Annotated in this window: 12 protein-coding genes; 5 read left to right on the top strand and 7 right to left on the bottom strand. The window is 65.8% G+C overall.

Going from position 1 to position 16,570, the window contains the following annotated elements; all coding sequences use genetic code 11:
- Window positions 1-3: 3 nt before the first annotated feature.
- Entirely contained in the window at window positions 4-1,290 is a 1,287-nt protein-coding gene (locus C3E77_RS02465; RefSeq protein WP_108390186.1) for an ABC transporter substrate-binding protein, read from the bottom strand.
- 278 nt (window positions 1,291-1,568) lie between these two features.
- Here C3E77_RS02465 and C3E77_RS02460 point away from each other — a divergent pair, with 278 nt between their 5' ends.
- Complete coding sequence (locus tag C3E77_RS02460; protein ID WP_108390185.1) at window positions 1,569-2,570, top strand: LacI family DNA-binding transcriptional regulator; 1,002 nt, start codon at window positions 1,569-1,571, stop codon at window positions 2,568-2,570.
- Window positions 2,571-2,829: 259 nt separating this feature from the next.
- Window positions 2,830-3,603, top strand: a complete 774-nt coding sequence (locus C3E77_RS02455) for a DUF2382 domain-containing protein (protein WP_108390184.1) — start codon at window positions 2,830-2,832, stop codon at window positions 3,601-3,603.
- 90 nt (window positions 3,604-3,693) lie between these two features.
- Here the strand turns inward: C3E77_RS02455 and arfA are convergent, their stop codons facing one another.
- The 6 genes from arfA to C3E77_RS02425 all read right to left on the bottom strand — a co-directional run bounded on the left by arfA (window position 3,694) and on the right by C3E77_RS02425 (window position 11,815).
- Window positions 3,694-5,199: an arabinosylfuranosidase ArfA gene (gene arfA, locus C3E77_RS02450; protein WP_108390183.1), complete on the bottom strand. Its 1,506-nt coding sequence runs from the start codon at window positions 5,197-5,199 to the stop codon at window positions 3,694-3,696.
- 114 nt (window positions 5,200-5,313) lie between these two features.
- Window positions 5,314-6,327 carry a LacI family DNA-binding transcriptional regulator gene (locus C3E77_RS02445; protein ID WP_108390182.1) on the bottom strand — a complete coding sequence of 338 codons (1,014 nt, stop codon included), beginning with the start codon at window positions 6,325-6,327 and terminating at the stop codon, window positions 5,314-5,316.
- Between the two features lie 175 nt (window positions 6,328-6,502).
- Window positions 6,503-6,721, bottom strand: coding sequence for a YbdD/YjiX family protein (locus C3E77_RS02440; RefSeq protein ID WP_234031261.1), 219 nt, complete (start codon window positions 6,719-6,721; stop codon window positions 6,503-6,505).
- Window positions 6,721-8,988: a carbon starvation CstA family protein gene (locus tag C3E77_RS02435; protein ID WP_108392960.1), complete on the bottom strand. Its 2,268-nt coding sequence runs from the start codon at window positions 8,986-8,988 to the stop codon at window positions 6,721-6,723. Before C3E77_RS02435 ends, C3E77_RS02440 begins: the two co-directional genes overlap by 1 nt.
- 198 nt (window positions 8,989-9,186) lie before the next feature.
- The gene (locus tag C3E77_RS02430) at window positions 9,187-10,419 is read right to left on the bottom strand and encodes a multidrug effflux MFS transporter (protein WP_108390181.1); all 1,233 of its coding nucleotides are present in this window, start codon (window positions 10,417-10,419) and stop codon (window positions 9,187-9,189) included.
- Between the two features lie 214 nt (window positions 10,420-10,633).
- Window positions 10,634-11,815 carry an ROK family transcriptional regulator gene (locus C3E77_RS02425; RefSeq protein ID WP_108390180.1) on the bottom strand — a complete coding sequence of 394 codons (1,182 nt, stop codon included), beginning with the start codon at window positions 11,813-11,815 and terminating at the stop codon, window positions 10,634-10,636.
- Window positions 11,816-12,082: 267 nt separating this feature from the next.
- On the opposite strand from C3E77_RS02425, the gene C3E77_RS02420 reads away from it, so the two are divergent.
- From C3E77_RS02420 to xylB, 3 genes are all read left to right on the top strand, one after another.
- Window positions 12,083-13,051 (top strand): acetylxylan esterase, encoded by a 969-nt coding sequence (locus tag C3E77_RS02420; RefSeq protein WP_108390179.1) that lies wholly within the window; start codon window positions 12,083-12,085, stop codon window positions 13,049-13,051.
- 469 nt (window positions 13,052-13,520) lie between these two features.
- Window positions 13,521-14,711 (top strand): xylose isomerase, encoded by a 1,191-nt coding sequence (gene xylA / locus C3E77_RS02415; RefSeq protein WP_108390178.1) that lies wholly within the window; start codon window positions 13,521-13,523, stop codon window positions 14,709-14,711.
- 175 nt (window positions 14,712-14,886) lie between these two features.
- Window positions 14,887-16,278: a xylulokinase gene (xylB, locus tag C3E77_RS02410; protein ID WP_108390177.1), complete on the top strand. Its 1,392-nt coding sequence runs from the start codon at window positions 14,887-14,889 to the stop codon at window positions 16,276-16,278.
- Window positions 16,279-16,570 lie beyond the last annotated feature (292 nt).

Below are 16,570 nucleotides of genomic sequence, written 5' to 3'. Positions count from 1 at the left end.
AACCTAGCCCTTCTTGGCTGCGTCGTTGACGGCCGAGACGAGGCCCTTGGCGTCGGTCTTGCCGGCGAGCAGGTCGACAACGGCCACGTTCAGCGCGTTACCGATGTTGAGTCCGTAGACGGTGTCGAGCCACTGCGAGACGTACGGTGCTGCGTTGTACGTTTCGAGGATCTGCTTCAGGTACGGCTCGGTAACAGCTTCCTGGGCAACGGTGTTGACCGGAGGAGCGTTGAATGCCGCGTAGTACTCCTTCTGCACGTCAGCCGTGGCGAGGTAGTTGAGGAAGTCAACACACTCGGCTGGCGCGTCAGCACCACACGAGTAACCGTCAACACCACCGAGGACCGAGCCGGGCTCGCCCTCTCCACCCGAAACCTCGGGGAACGGGAACCAGGCGAGGTCGGCAAGCGGCTTCTCGTCGGGGGTGAGCGAAGCGATCACTCCGGGGTTCCATGCGCCCATGAGCTCCATGCCGGCCTGGTGGTTGGCGAGGAGTCCAGCTGAGCTGCCAGCGCCCTGCTGGGCGGAGGTGGTGAGGAAGCCGTCGTTGAACGGTTCGGTTCCGGCGAAGTCAGCGAGCTCCTGAGCTGCGTCTTCCCAGCAGGATGCCGTGAAGTCCTTCTCGTCTGCAGCCTTGGCCAGGGTCTCGGGCGAGCAGGCGCGGAGTGCGAAGTGGTAGTACCAGTGCGCTGCAGGCCATGCGTCCTTGGCACCGAGGGCGATCGGCTGAACGCCGCTTTCCTTGAGCTTGGTTGCGGCGACCTCGAGGTCTTCGATGGTCGTCGGCGTCTCGGTGATGCCCGCTGCAGTGAAGAGGTCCTGGCTGTAGAACAGACCGCCGGGAAGGACAGCGACGGGCATTGCGTAGATCTTGTCTTCGAGCGTGTTGGCCTTGAATGACCCCTCGGGGATCTCTTCCTGTGCCGTGTCAGACAGCTTGTCTGTCAGGTCCATGAGCTGTCCGGCAGCCACCATGGCAGCCATCTTGCCGCCACCGCGCTGCAGGAAGATATCAGGAGCGTCACCCGAGTTGAGCGCCGTCTGGAGCTTTCCGTCGAGGTCTTCGTTCTGGATCGACTGGATCTTGATCTTTACGCCGTCGTTCTCCTTCTCGAAGTCGGCAACGGTCTTGTCCCAGAATTCTTTTCCAGGGCCCGTTGTCGAGTTCTGCCACAGAGTCATTTCGACGGATCCATCGCTTGACCCGGCATCTGCGTTTCCGCATGCACTCAATGCGAGCGCGGCAGCCATCATGACTGCGGACCCGGCGAGGACTTTACGTGTCTTCATTTCTCACCTGTTCTCTTCTTTGAGCGACGTCCGCCATGGACGCCGTCGGTGCTTTACCGGCTGGGTGCCGGCTTTTCTCGCTGCCGCGGTCCTTTGCTGTGGATGCGACGGGAGCTCACTCGCCTGAGTATGTGTGTCGGGATGCCGGCAGAATCCGAAAGGGAAATCATGCAGGTCGCACCCAAGCTGAAGCGAACGAACTCTCGAAGTTTCCCAAGTCGAAAGCCCGGTGTCAAACGTTTTCGAAAACCTTTTCCACGGGTGCTAGTGTCTGCCCTATGACTCGACGAGCGACCATCCACGATGTGGCCAGGGAGGCAGGCGTCTCGGTCGCAACCGTGTCGAAGGCCGTGAACGGCCGATATGGAATCGCCGTAGACACCTCCCGCAGGGTGATGGAAGCGGTGGACAAGCTCGGGTATGCGTCGAGCCTCGTCGCGAGCAGCATGCGCTCGCGGCGCACCGGCGTTATCGGGGTACTCGTGGCGGATTTCGAGCCGTTCAGCGCCGAAATCCTCAAGGGCGTCAGCATCGCGCTCAAGGATTCCGAGCTTGACCTGCTCGCCTACAGCGGGTCACGACAGCGCGACAGCGCCGGCTGGGAGCGTCGTTCGCTCTCCCGGCTGAGCGGAACGCTCATCGACGGTGCCATCATGGTCACGCCGACGGTTATCGGCGCATCCTCCGACATCCCCATCGTCGCGATCGACCCACACGCCGGTCCCGCTGACCTGCCCACCGTCGAGTCAGACAACTTCGGCGGCGCCCTGCTCGCAACGAGGCACCTGATCCAGCTGGGACACCGCCGGGTGGGGTTTGTCGCCGGCCGACCCGACCTCCGGTCGTCGCGGCTCCGGGAGGCCGGTTACCGCCAGGGCCTCAAGGAGGCCGGCATCCCGTTTCGGCAAGACCTCGTTCGGGTCGGGCTTTACCAGCAGGACACGGCAAAGGAAAGCACAGCGTCACTCCTCGGCAGTCCCGACCGACCGACGGCGATCTTCGCGGCGAACGACCTGTCCGCCATCGCGGTTGTCGAGACGGCCGCAAGCCTCGGTCTCACTGTGCCAGGCGACCTCTCGGTTGTCGGCTTCGACGACATCCCCGAGGCGGCAAGGCTCTCACCTCCGCTGACGACGATCCGCCAGTCCATGCAGCAATTGGGCGAGGATGCCGTCGGCCTCCTGCTCGCGCTCATGGAGGGCCAGCAACCCGCCGACATGCACATCAGGCTCCCCACCGCACTGGTCAGGCGAGCGACAACGGCTGCTCCCGCCGCGTAAGCCACACAGCGACGCCGACGGGCGCGCCCGAAACTCTAGCGACATAGTCGATGCCCGGTTCTCGGCTGTCAAGCCCGAGACATGAGTAATTCTCAGTCGCATACTTGCTGACCACGACACGTTCGACCCGAGGCGATCAGTCGGTCGCCATCTTTTTCCAGCGTGCAGCACAGGTGCGCAGGGGACGTTTGTCGTGCCTTCGCCCAGGCGAAGAACCCTGCCCGGCACCGGGCAGGACAACGAGGAAATGAGAACGAAAATGATTGATTCGAATGCAACCGGCAGCCTGATCGGCGCAACAGTCCTCGACCCCAACGGGGACAAGATCGGAAAAGTCGGACAAATCTACGTCGATCCGCAGGACGGTCACCTGGAATGGGCGAGCGTGAGCACCGGATTGTTCGGCACATCGGAGTCCTTCGTTCCACTCGAGGACGCGACGTTCGCGGGTGAACAGGTTCACGTCTCGTACGACAAGGACTTCGTCAAGGATGCTCCGCGAATCGAACCGGAGGGAGCGTTCAGCCCCGAGGAAGAGCAGCAGCTGTACACCTATTACAGCCGGGACTACAGCCCCGCGGCGCAGTCGAACGACACCGAATCCCGGACCACTGATGCAACGGTCGGGCACGACACCTCGGGCCCCAACACCGACTCCGCGATGACGAGGTCAGAGGAGCAGCTCCACGTCGGGACCGAGCAGGTGCAGACGGGTCGAGCGCGACTCCGCAAGTACGTCGTCACCGAGGAGCAGAACGTCACGGTTCCGGTCACGCACGAAGAGGTAAGGCTCGAGCGTGAGCCAATCACGGACGCGAACGCGGCCGATGCCCTCTCCGGCCCTGACATCAGTGAGGAGGAGCACGAGGTCGTGCTCACCGAGGAACGCGTCGTCGTCGAGAAAGAGACGGTACCGGTCGAGCGCGTGAAGCTCGACAAGGAGCGCGTCACCGAACAGCAGAAGGTCAGCGAGAACGTTCGCAAGGAAGAGATCGAACTCGACACCGACGGTCGCGACACGACAACCAGGTAACCCGCCCAGGGGCGGGTACCCGCTGGTACCAATCGAGGGCTCCAGATCCGGCAGAGATGCCGGGCCTGGAGCCCTCGAACGCGACGTCGGTCAGGCCAGAGCCAGCGCCGACCACGACACGGGCGGCAGCGTTACCGTGAGAACACCGTCAGCCAGCACCGCACCGTCGAGTTCCCGCAGCCCGACCCGCTCCCGGTCATCGATCGTGTTCTTCGCGTAGACGTCATCGTCGTGGAGCGTGAGCGCCTCGGAGATGGTGGCGGCGTCGAGCGACGCGAGGTCGACGGTCACCGTGATCGATTCCGTCTGGCTCCGGTTGACGAGGAACAGCGCACTCGTGCCCGACTCGGCATCGGCGGTTGCGACGGCGTCGACGAGCGGTGCGGCGCCATACACCTCGGTGTCGTACGTTCCCACGTCGATCCGCGGACGAAGGACGTCGCCCTTCGCGAGGCGCGACGTGACGGAGAACGGGAAGAACGTGGTCTGGCGCCATGCGCCCCCACCCGGCTCGGTCACGATCGGGGCGATCACGTTGACCAGCTGGGCCAGAGAAGCGGATGCCACGCGGTCGTGGTTCTTCAGGAGCGTGATCAGCAGGTTTCCCAGCACAACGGCATCCGCAACCGAGTACACGTCTTCCAGTTGCCGCGGCGCATAACGCCACTCGTCGTTGACCTCATCCGACGCCTGGTGCTCGTCGAGGTACCAGATGTTCCACTCGTCGAAGGAGAGCTTGATCTTCTTCTTGCTGCGCAGCTTGTTGCCGACATGGTCGGCTGTGGCGACGACGGTTTCGATGAAGTACTGCATCTCGAGGGACGAGGCGAGGAACGAACCGAGGTCGCCCTTGCGCTCCTGGTAATACGCGTGGCAGGAGATGTAGTCGACGTGCTCGTAGCTGTGCTCGAGAACCGTGCGCTCCCAGTCGCCGAAGGTCGGCATGCTCGACCCGCTCGATCCGCAGACCACGAGTTCGAGGTCCTTGTCCGCCGCCTTCATGGCCTGCGCGGTCCGGGCGGCGAGCTTGCCGTAGTCTTCCGCGGTCATGTAGCCGGTTTGCCAGGGGCCGTCCATCTCGTTCCCGAGACACCACATACGGATGTTGTGGGGCTCGGGCGATCCGTTGGCCACACGCTGGTCGCTGAGCGCTGTGCCCGACGGGTGGTTGGCGTACTCGAGCAGGTCGAGTGCGGCTTCGATTCCGCGGGTGCCGAGGTTCACCGCCATCATCAGTTCCGAGCCGGTGAGCCTGCACCAGCGGGCGAACTCGTCTGTCCCGACCTGATTGGACTCGAGAGCGTGCCAGGCGAGGTCCCGGCGGACCGGGCGGTTGTCCCTGGGGCCGACCCCGTCTTCCCACCGGTAGCCGGAAACGAAGTTGCCGCCTGGGTAACGGATGGTGCTTGAACCGAGTTCCCTGACCAGTTCGACCACGTCGAGGCGGAAGCCATCATCGTTGGCTGTCGGGTGGCCCGGTTCGTAGATGCCGTCGTACACGCACCGGCCGAGGTGCTCGACGAACGAGCCGAAGATGCGGCGGTTGAGTGGCGCGACGACCGCTGTTCGGTCGATGGCAATTCGTGCGGTGGTCACGGGATGACTGCCCTTCTATACAACGTTGTAAATGCACTAACCATAGTGGCGGCGCGTGAGCGGATGGTCAAGAGTGCCGGCGGTAATCACATGGAGCCGGCTGGTGCGGAGCCCTTACACGGCGGTTGACTCCCGTGGGATCACCCGGAAGTCGGTCAGGTACCGCCGGGGAGTGTGCGGCCCCAGCCGGTTATCGATGCGCTCGGCCAGTACCCGCACGGCGGTGTCCGCGATCTCATCTCGGCCAGGGTCGATGGTCGACAGCGTCGGCAGCGAGTATTTCGCCTCGTCGAGGTCGTCGAATCCGATTACGGCGACATCGGCGGGAACCCGGAGTCCCGCCTCCTGGAGCACCCTCATGGCCCCGAGGGCGAGCGTGTCGTTGAGCCCGAAGACCGCGTCGAATCGAACATCGGACGCGAGCATCGCCCGCATCGCTTCCGCTCCGTTGCGCCGATGCCAGAGTCCCGCGTAGCCGATGAGGCCCTCGTCGAACGCGATGCCTGCGTCGGCGAGCGCTTCCCGATATCCCCGCAGCCTCAACGAGGCTGAGCCCACCAGCTCCCCCTCGTGTGCTCCGAGAACGGCGATCCTCGACCGGCCGGCGTCGATCAGGTGCTTCGTCGCCGCCTTCGCCGCCTCAACGTTGCGCATGGTGACGTGGTCGGCGGGGCCGTCGAAGATTCGCTCGCCGAGCAGCACGAGCGGGTACGGCACGTCGAGCAACGCGAGGTCTTCCGGGCCCATGCCGAGCGGGCTGAAAATGAGGCCGTCCGTCAGCTGCAGCCGGGGGCTCGAGAGCATCTCGATCTCCCTGGTGCGGTCACCGCCTGCCGTCTGTTCGATGAGGACGACCAGGTGGCGCCGTTCCGCAGCGCGGATCACGGCATCCGCCAGTTCCGCGAAATAGCTCAGGCTGAGTTCAGGCAGGGCAAGACCGATGACGCCCGTCCGTCCTGACCGAAGGCTGCGCGCGGAGAGGTTCGGCTTGTAGCCGAGCTCGGCGATGGCCTTGAGGACCTTGTCGCGGGTAGCGGGACGAACGTGTTCATAGTCGTTGACCACGTTGGACACGGTCTTGATCGACACACCGGCGAGGGTCGCGACGTCGTGCAGTGTTGTGGCCATCGAAGCCCGCCCTCCCCCGGAACGCCGCCCGTGAACCGTTATCTGCTAAGAACCTACAACGTCGCAGGTCATCGCGGTGCGCGCACCCGCCCCAGCGGCAGGTGTCGATGTGGATGCCGCAACATCCAGATCGACACCTCCCCGGGTTACAGCGGTGCGCCGCTCAATGCACTGCTCAGCAACAGCGGCCCTGCGGTTCGCGGTCCCTGACATCGTCGCGCTCCCGCCAGAACAGCTTCTCCGGCATGGGCGGGGCATCGCCGTGAACGCTCCGGTGGTGTGCGAGGTACATCTCGTATGCGTTGTCGCCCATGATGGCGCGGACGTATCGGGCGATCGATGCCAGGCCGTCGCGCATCATCGCGGGAGCCCTGGCCACCAGCGAGCCGGCCATCAGTGCTTCGCCTTCTCTCGGCGCTCGGCGGCCGGCAACGCATCCCAGAGCTTCTGGATGCGCTTCTCCGGTTTGGTCGTGATCAACCCTGACGGCCCGAAGATCTTCGACGGAATCGCCGGATCTTCGGTGTTGACGCCTCCGCCGTTCTGGAACGCGCGCACCGTCCGGAACACCGCGATGGCGATGACGATGACCGTGAGGACCACGAACAAAATCGAGAGGGTGCCCTGCACGACAGTGTTGCGCACAACAGCCTCCATCGCCTCCCGACTCGTCGCCGTTCCGAAGGTCTCCTCGCCGGCGGCGAGCGCTTCCCTGAACGCCGCGTTCTGTGCCCAGTAACCGACAGCAGGGACCGGCGAGAATATCTTGAACAGCGACGCCGTCACGGTGACCACGGTGGCGAAGCCGAGCGGGAGCGCGACGACCCAGAGGTATTTGAAGTAACCGCGGTCGGCAACGATGGCGAGGCAGACGGCGAGGGCGATCGCGGCGAGCAACTGGTTCGCGATGCCGAACAGCGGGAACAGGGTATTGATCCCGCCAAGCGGGTCGGTGACCCCCATGATCAGAATCGCTCCCCACGCAGCGACCATGATGGCCGTGCAGATCCACGCTCCGAGCGTCCAGCTCGCGTCCTTGAACTTCGGGAAGATGTTGCCGATCGAATCCTGCAGCATGAACCGCGCGACCCGCGTGCCTGCGTCGACGGCGGTCAGGATGAACAGCGCCTCGAACATAATCGCGAAGTGGTACCAGAAGCTCATCAGTCCGACGCCCCCGATGAGTTGCTGCATGATGTGCGCGAGCCCGACGGCGAGGGTCGGCGCTCCACCGGTGCGGGAGACCACGCTCTCCTCCCCCACGTTCCTCGCCGTCTCCTCGAGCAGTTCCGGCGTGAGGTTCACTCCGGTCAGCCCGAGCGAGTTGACGTAGGCGACAGCGCCCTCGACGGTGCCGAGTGTGTTGGCCGCCGAGATGTTCATGGCGAAGTAGAGTCCACGGTCGATCGAGATCGCCGCGACGAGCGCCATGATGGCGACGAAGCTCTCCATGAGCATCCCGCCGTAACCGATGAACCGGCTCTGGCGCTCCTTCTCGAGGAGCTTCGGAGTGGTTCCGGATGCGATCAGCGCGTGGAACCCGGACAGCGCGCCACACGCGATGGTCACGAACAGGAACGGGAACAAGGACCCGGGCACGACGGGACCGCCGGCCGGGTTGCTGGCGAACTCGCTGAACGCCGGGACGGTGATCTCGGGGCGAACGATCACGATGGCCAGGGCGAGCATGAGGATCGTGCCGATCTTCATGAACGTCGACAGGTAGTCGCGCGGCGCGAGCAGCAGCCAGACGGGGAGGATCGCGGCGATGAAGCCGTAGATGATGATGCCCCACGCGATCGTGGTGCGGTCGAGGGTGAAGACCGCTGCTCCCCACGCGGTGTCGGCGACCATGCCGCCGCCGATGATGGCGGCGAGCAGGAGGACGAAGCCGATGATCGAGACCTCGGTGATCCTGCCCGGTCGAAGGAACCGCAGGTACACGCCCATGAAGAGCGCGATCGGGATGGTCATCGAGACGCTGAAGACACCCCACGGGCTCTCACCGAGCGCGTTGACGACGACGAGCGCGAGGATAGCGACAATGATGACCATGATGACGAGCGTCGCGATGATCGCCGCGGTGCCGCCGACCCTGCCGAGCTGGTCGCGCGCCATCTGGCCGAGCGAACGGCCGCCGCGGCGGGTGGAGAAGAAGAGGACGAGGTAGTCCTGCACGGCCCCGGCGAGGATGACGCCGACGATGATCCACAGGGTGCCGGGCAGGTACCCCATCTGCGCGGCGAGGACCGGGCCGACGAGCGGGCCGGCACCGGCGATGGCGGCGAAGTGGTGGCCGAAGAGCACACGGCGGTCGGTCGGGACGTAGTCCTTGCCGTTGGCCTTGTATTCGGCGGGCGTTGCTCGCCGGTCGTCCGGCCTCGTGATGACCCGTTCGATGAATTTGGAGTAGAAGCGATAGGCGATGAGGTAGGTACACACGGCGGCGAAGACAAACCAGATGGCGTTGACGGTTTCGCCACGCACGATGGCGAGCATCACCCACGCCAGTCCACCGAGCAGCGCGATCGCCACCCACAGAATGATCTTCGGCGGTGTCCACCGGCGCTCGTCGGCTTCGCGTTCGTCGTCGGGAACGGCGACGGGTGGGAGCGACGGGTCCTGGGAAAGAACGGCGGAATCGGAAGTCCCGCCCGACATTGCCGGGCCGTTGCCCGTGCGTCGGCTTGTCCTGTTGCGCTTGCTCTGGTCGGCGTCGTTGCCCATCGGAACCCCTCGGATCGCAGTGTCGGTGCTCGCCCGTCCCGCACAACGGCGTGCGGGTGTTCCGATGCTACAACTCGACGGCCCCCGAACGGGCGACTCCCGGCGTGTCCGGCGAACTCAGCGGCCGACGCGTTAGCCGGTGAGCGCCGGCACCGACCGTGGCCGCACGATGAGCCACACCGAGGCGACGGACACGAGGGCCGTCGCGAGCATGACGGAGCCCATGGGAACTGCTGAGTCGATACCGAGCACACCGACGATCGGTGAGATCAGTCCGGCAAGACCGAAGTTGAGAGCGCCGAGGAGCGAGGCAGCGGTGCCGGCTTCGTGCCCGTGGTTGACGAGCGCGAGAACCTGCACGGCGGGGAACCCGAAGCCAGCGGCCATGATGAAGAAGAACAGCGGAATCAGGACGCCGAGGAAGCCGCCACCGGTCTGCGCCAGCACGATGATGGCGAGGGCGGTGAGTGCCTGCACAGCTGTCGTCGCCGCGAGAATCCACTGCGGGCCGATCGAGCGCATGAGCCTCGACGAGACCTGGACGCCGATGACGATCCCGATCGAGTTGATCCCGAAGAGGAAGCCGTACTGCTGCGGATCGAGCCCGTACAGATCCTGGAAGAGGAACGACGAACTCGACAGGTACGCGAACAGGCCGGAGAAGCTCATTCCGCCGATCAAAGCAACGCCGACGAACACTCTGTCGGTGAACACAGACCGGTAACGGTCGCGGACCGTCGAGTGCCCGGAACCGTGCCTCTGCTCCGGGGGAAGCGTCTCGACGATGAACAACGTCACCGCGAGGATCACGACGACGCCGTACAGCGCGAGGAAGACGAAAAGACCACGCCAGTCGAGGAAGAGCAGCAGCTGGGAACCGATCACCGGAGCGAGAACCGGGGCAAGGCCATTGACCAGGGCCAGGCGTGACAGCATCCGTACGAGCGGTTTTCCACCGAACAGGTCTCGCACCATCGCCATGGCGACGACGCCGCCGGCAGCGGCGCCGGCACCCTGCAGCACCCGGAAGACGCCGAGCCAGAGGATGTCGGGGGCGAATGCGGCTCCAACACTCGCGGCTATGTGCACGGTCGTCGCGAGGATCAGTGGCAGTCGGCGGCCCACCTTGTCGCTCCACGGCCCCATGAACAGCTGCCCGAGGGCGAAGCCGATCGTGGTTCCCGTGAGCGTCAGCTGGATGAGGGATGCCGGAACGTCGAGTTCCGATTCGAGCACGGGGAACGCGGGGAGATACAGGTCGATGGTGAACGGCCCGAGCGCGGTGAGCGCGCCGAGAACGACGATGTAGACGAGGCGCTGACGACGGGTCAGTGCGTCACCGGGATGCACAACAGTAGAGGTCACGTGAAAGAGGTCCTAGATCTTTGGCGAGCGGGCCGAGCATCCCACGGGCGAGCGTGCCGGGACCCTGACCGTAACCGCGGCGGGGCGGCGGGTTATTCCCAGCGTCGGCAATCGTATCGAATCGATTCGATCGGCGGAAACCCTTGACGGCGTTCGACCCGGGATTTATCGCCCAGAACCGACGCGGTGGACCTGCCGTGAGCGGGTAGGGCGCTCAGGCGCTCCGGGCTGCGAGCCCGGCGGGATCCTCGATGAGCGGCTCGAAGGCAAGCTGCGCCGCTCCGATCAACAACAGGCCGGGTCCCAGTTCCGCGCGCACGATCCGAACCGACTCGTACGAGGCGGCCAGGGTCTGCTCAGCGACGAGCGACTCGAGCAGGTCGGGGTCGAACGCGTGCAGCGAGGCCAGGAAGCCACCGAGCACGACGAGCTCCGGGTTGAGCACGTTGATCGCGTTGCGGAGCGCGATGCTCAGGATGCCGAGCTGGCGCACGGCTTCGGTGCGCAGCTCGGGCGACGTCGATGAGAGGAGCGCCTCCTCAAACTGAGAAGGGTCAGCAGACCGCAACTCGAGCAGTTCGAGCAGGCGGGCCCGGTTGACCTCATCCTCAAGTGCGCCTCCGGTTGACGGCTGACCGGGACCATCCGGCGCCGTGACGAGGTTGTGCCCGAACTCCCCCGCGTAGCCGCCGACGCCGCGAAGTGGTGCGCCATTCACGATGACACCGCCACCGATGCCAGAGGCGCCACCGTTGAGGTAGATCAGGTCGTCCACTTTGCGGCCGGCGCCGAAGGTGTGCTCAGCCAGCGCGCCGAGGCTCGCATCGTTCGCTGCTCGCGAGACGTACCCAGTGGCATCCGACAACAACGACGCGACCGGCTCGTTGACCCAGCCGAGGTGCGGGGCGAGCCGAACGACTCCGTCCCCTGACCGAACGAGGCCGGGGACGGCAACGCCGACCCCCGCCACGACGGCGTCAGCGGGCAGCCGCGACCGCAGTTCGGCGATGAGCGCAGCGGTCACGCGCACGGTCTCTTCGACACCGAGCGGCGCATCGATCTCGTGGCGGATCCGCTCGACGACGGCGCCGTTCATCCGCACGACACCGATACTGATGGCATCCTGCTCAGGGTTCACCGCGAAAGCCACGCAGTCGGGGTGAGGCCGAACGACGGGCGAAGGCCTGCCGACTCCGCGATTGACGTCCGGCTCGGCTTCGACGACAAGCCGCAGGGCGGTGAGTTCTGTGACGAGGGCGGCAACGGTCGACCGGTTGAGCCCCGTCTCACGGGTGAGCGTCGACCGCGAGACAGCGCCCTCACGATGAACGAGTCCGAGGATGCGCGACAGGTTGTACCGACGGACGGTATCGAGGTTGGTGCCGCGATTGTTCACTGTCAGCTCAGGATTCTGTGGCTCCTGCCACGTTCTGCGTACGAGAGCGCGCTGTCGGGAGCGGGCGTCCGAGGTGTCATTCCTTCATCGAACGATACCAACGTCGGAGAATCACCGGACGCGCATGCGACATAGTCGGGAAAATGACCACGGCCGCGTCGACAGCAGCACGTGAGTACACTCACTCGTCGCACGTGTCAACGCCGCCATCCGCACGACCTCTCGCTAGTCTTGATCCGCTTCCTGTCCTGTTCGAGAGGTCCAACGATGTACGTCGACATGCCCGCGTCCGAACTCCCCGATTACCGCAGCAGCCAGGTCGACCCTGACGACTTTGATGAGTTCTGGGCGGCCACGCTCGAGACCTCGCGCGCCGCGGCATCCGCTGTTCGCATCGAACCGGTGGAGTCGGGCTTGACCACGATCGATGTCTTCGACGTCACTTTCTCGGGTTTCAATGGCCAGCCGGTGAAAGCCTGGCTGCGGATGCCGAAGGGTGCGACGGGTCCGCTGCCAGCGATCGTGCAGTTCGTCGGCTACGGCGGCGGGCGGGGCCATCACCTCGAAGACCTGTTCTACGCGTCATCGGGGTTCGCCCACTTCCAGATGGATACCCGCGGGCAGGGCAGTGGCTGGTCGCTCGGCGATACCCCGGATCCCGACGGCACCGGTCCGCAAACCCCGGGCGTGATGACGCGCGGAATCGACAGCAGGGAGACCTATTACTACCGCCGGTTGTTCACGGATGCCGTACGCGCTGTCGAGACGGTGCGCGAGTTGGACAGCGTCGATGCTTCGCGGATCTCGGTCTTCGGCATCAGCCAGGGCGGCGGTATCGCGCTCGCGGTGGCCGGGCTTGTGCCTGGACTCGCGGCCGTTGCGCCGTGCGTGCCGTTCCTCTGCGACTTTCCGCGCGCGACGGTGATAACCGATGCCTACCCGTACAAGGAGATCGGCGACTATCTCTCTATTCACCGCGACAGGGTCGAACCGGTTGCCGGAGTGCTCGCGTACTTCGACGGCGTCAACTTCGCGAAGCGGGCGAGCGCACCCGCACTGTTCTCGACGAGCCTCATGGACTCCACCTGCCCGCCGTCGACCGTGCACGCCGCATACAACGTCTACGGCGGCGAGCGCTCAATGTCGCTCTGGCAGTTCAACGGACACGAGGGTGGCGGCATCGTCGATGTCGAGCGCGCACTCGAGTTCTTCCGCGGAATCGTCGGGAACGCCTGAGCCGACGCAACTGAGCCGGCGCAGCTGAGCGGGCGGCGTCAGCCCCGAGAGCATCACTTCCGGTCGAAAGCATCCCGCGCACCTGATGCCCTGGACCGGAACTGATGTTTTCGCGCAGAACCCGCACACGGTGCCGGATGCTGCGGCGCGGGCAACCCGGACGGCGCACCAGCCGGCTCGCGCCCGCGCGGCGGCCCGCGCGGCGACCACGCGACGGCCCGCGCGGCGACCACGCGACGCGAGAGCATCACTTCCGGTCCAGAGCATCCCGCGCAACTGATGCCCTGGACCGGAACTGATGTTTTCGCCGCAGATCGCCGCGCGACCGTGTACGCCCTCTCGCCTGGCCGACTGAACCTGGCCGGGACTTTTCACCCGGATGCCGTCGACCGGCTGGCCAAACGGCATCCGTTGTGTAATATGTTTCTACATCCAACAAATCATCAACGATGCTGAATGGGAGCACCACATGAGCCTCACCCCCACCCGCGACGACAAATTCTCCTTCGGCCTCTGGACCGTCGGCTACAACGGCGCCGACCCCTTCGGCGGACCGACCCGCGCGCCGCTCGACGTCGTTCACGCGGTTGAGAAGCTCTCCGAACTCGGCGCATACGGCCTGACGTTCCACGACGACGACCTGTTCGCGTTCGGTTCGACCGACGCCGAGCGCCAGACGCAGATCGACCGCCTCAAGAAGGCCCTCGCAGACACCGGCCTCATCGTGCCGATGGTCACCACCAACCTCTTCTCGGCGCCGGTCTTCAAGGACGGCGGCTTCACCTCGAACGACCGCAACGTGCGCCGGTTCGCCCTGCGCAAGGTGCTGCGCAACATCGACCTCGCCGCTGAGCTCGGTGCAAAGACCTTCGTCATGTGGGGCGGCCGCGAGGGCGCTGAGTACGACGCAGCGAAGGACATCCGCGGCGCTCTCGAGCGGTACCGCGAAGCCGTCAACCTGCTCGGCGACTACGTCACCGACAAGGGTTACGACATCCGTTTCGCTATCGAGCCGAAGCCGAACGAGCCGCGCGGCGACATCCTGCTGCCGACCCTCGGTCACGCCATCGCGTTCATTCACACGCTGGAGCGCCCCGAGCTCGTCGGCGTTAACCCCGAGGTCGGGCACGAGCAGATGGCCGGGCTCAACTTCACCGCCGGTATCGCGCAGGCCCTGGATGCCGGCAAGCTCTACCACATCGACCTCAACGGCCAGCGTGGCATCAAGTACGACCAGGACCTCGTCTTCGGTCACGGCGACCTGCAGAACGCGTTCTCCCTCGTCGACCTCCTCGAAAACGGTGGCCCGAACGGCGGACCGGCCTACGACGGCCCCCGCCACTTCGACTACAAGCCGAGCCGCACCGAAGACGAGACCGGCGTCTGGGACTCAGCAGCGGCCAACATGCGCACCTACCTCCTGCTCAAGGAGCGGGCTGCGGCGTTCCGTGCCGACCCCGAGGTCCAGGAAGCACTCGCCGCTTCTCGCGTAACCGAGCTCAGCGACACCACGCTGAACCCGGGCGAGAGCTACGACGACCTGCTCGCCGACCGCAGCGCATTCGAGGACTTCAACGCTGACGAGTACTTCAACGGCAAGGGCTTCGGATTCGTTCGCCTGCAGCAGCTCGCACTCGAGCACCTGCTGAACGCACGCTAAACCCTCGGGGGCACGCGGGTGCCGCCGCCGCGTACGTTTCGTACCGAGCCGCGGCATCCGCGCACCCCTCCACGACCGAGTGGCGGACTCCGACGTATTGGCGAGCACCAGGCGTCGGGGTCCGCGCTCTTTACACGGCTGACACCGCACAACCCCCACCGAAAGGCACTCCCACATGACCCTCGTCGCCGGCGTCGACTCCTCGACCCAGAGCTGCAAGATCGTGATCACGGATGCCGATACCGGCGAGATCGTGCGCTCCGGCCGCGCACCGCATCCGTCCGGAACAGAGGTGGCGCCATCGGCGTGGTGGGACGCGCTGAACACGGCGATCGTCGAGGCGGGGGGCCTCGACGATGTTGCGGCGATTTCGGTCGGCGGGCAGCAGCACGGCATGGTGGTCCTCGATGAGGACGGCAGGGTCATCCGCGACGCGCTGCTCTGGAACGACACCCGCAGCGCGGCCGCCGCGCGGGACCTCATCGCCGAGGTGGGTGCCGACGTGTACGCGTCGCGGATCGGCGTCGTCCCCGTCGCGTCGTTCACGGCGACCAAGCTGCGCTGGTTGCGCGACGCCGAACCGGAGAACGCCGCCCGCGTCGCCGCCGTCGCCCTCCCCCATGACTGGCTGACCTGGCGCCTGCGCGGGTTCGGCCCCGTCGACGAGTCCGAACTCGGCCCCGTGCTCGAGGAACTGACGACGGATCGCTCGGACGCCTCAGGAACCGCGTACTGGTCGGCCGTCACCGGCGAGTACGAACTCGACTTCTTCGAGCGCGCGCTCGGCCACTCGGCGATCCTGCCGCGGGTTCTCGGGCCCGGCGAACAAGCCGGCCTGATGACGAACGGCACCCTCGTCGGACCGGGCGCCGGTGACAACGCGGGCGCCGCCCTCGGCCTTGGTGCGGCATCCGGTGATGTGGTCGTCTCGATCGGCACGAGCGGCACCGTCTTCGCGGTCACCGAAACCCCTGCGACGGATGCCACGGGCACCGTTGCCGGATTCGCCGATGCGTCCGGACTGTTCCTGCCGCTGATCGCGACCCTCAATGCCGCGCGCATTCTCGACGCGATCGCCGGGCTGCTAGGCGTGAACCACGACGAGCTGGGCGAACTCGCGCTGTCTGCCGAACCCGGTGCCGACGGTCTCGTGTTGCAGCCGTACTTCGAGGGCGAGCGCACGCCCAACCGTCCCGATGCCACCGCGACCCTGTTCGGCATGACGCTGGCGTCGACGACACGGCCGAACCTGGCCCGTGCAGCCATCGAGGGCATGCTCTGCGGGCTCGCCGACGGCCTCGACGCCGTGCGGGCGCAGGGCGTCGTCGCCGAGCGGATCCTCATCGTGGGCGGGGCCGCCCAGAACCCGGCCGTGCAGCAGATCGCCGCGCAGGTCTTCGACGTTCCCGTCGTCATCCCCCGCCCGGGTGAGTACGTCGCGGCCGGCGCTGCGGCGCAGGCCGCATGGGCACTGACCGGCGAGCGCCCGGACTGGCCGCTGTCGATCACGGCCGAGCCGCCGGTCGACTTCCGTCCGGTGATCCGCGAGCAGTACCGCGCGCACTGAGCCCCGGGTCGCCGTCCTGCGGCGTTCGAATGCCGCAAAACCGCGGAATGCGACGTCCGTAGCGCGTTTTTGTGGCATCCGAACGGCGGCCGTCACGCGCAGGCCCGCTTCAACTGACACAGAAGCACGGAAAGCGCGACCTACGCGTGCATTTGCGACCACCGAACGGATGCCACGTCGGGCAGGCATCCTTCACCTGACGCAAAAGCACGGAAAGCGCGACCTACGCGTGCATTTGCGACCACCGAACGGATGCCGTCACGGTGACGTGACGGCATCCGTTCGCGTGATG

Origin of the sequence: Mycetocola zhujimingii, assembly GCF_003065425.1 — a bacterium.
Taxonomy (GTDB): Bacteria; Actinomycetota; Actinomycetes; order Actinomycetales; family Microbacteriaceae; genus Mycetocola_A; species Mycetocola_A zhujimingii.
Note: the sequence above shows the minus strand (reverse complement) of the source record. Positions and strands in the feature narration are given on the sequence as shown.

Coding starts and splice junctions, on each gene's coding strand:
- C3E77_RS02465 (WP_108390186.1), bottom strand. CDS start 1,290: ATGAAGACACGTAAAGTCCTCGCCGGGTCCGCAGTCATGATGGCTGCC.
- C3E77_RS02460 (WP_108390185.1), top strand. CDS start 1,569: ATGACTCGACGAGCGACCATCCACGATGTGGCCAGGGAGGCAGGCGTC.
- C3E77_RS02455 (WP_108390184.1), top strand. CDS start 2,830: ATGATTGATTCGAATGCAACCGGCAGCCTGATCGGCGCAACAGTCCTC.
- C3E77_RS02445 (WP_108390182.1), bottom strand. CDS start 6,327: ATGGCCACAACACTGCACGACGTCGCGACCCTCGCCGGTGTGTCGATC.
- C3E77_RS02440 (WP_234031261.1), bottom strand. CDS start 6,721: ATGGCCGGCTCGCTGGTGGCCAGGGCTCCCGCGATGATGCGCGACGGC.
- C3E77_RS02435 (WP_108392960.1), bottom strand. CDS start 8,988: ATGTCGGGCGGGACTTCCGATTCCGCCGTTCTTTCCCAGGACCCGTCG.
- C3E77_RS02420 (WP_108390179.1), top strand. CDS start 12,083: ATGTACGTCGACATGCCCGCGTCCGAACTCCCCGATTACCGCAGCAGC.
- xylA (WP_108390178.1), top strand. CDS start 13,521: ATGAGCCTCACCCCCACCCGCGACGACAAATTCTCCTTCGGCCTCTGG.
- xylB (WP_108390177.1), top strand. CDS start 14,887: ATGACCCTCGTCGCCGGCGTCGACTCCTCGACCCAGAGCTGCAAGATC.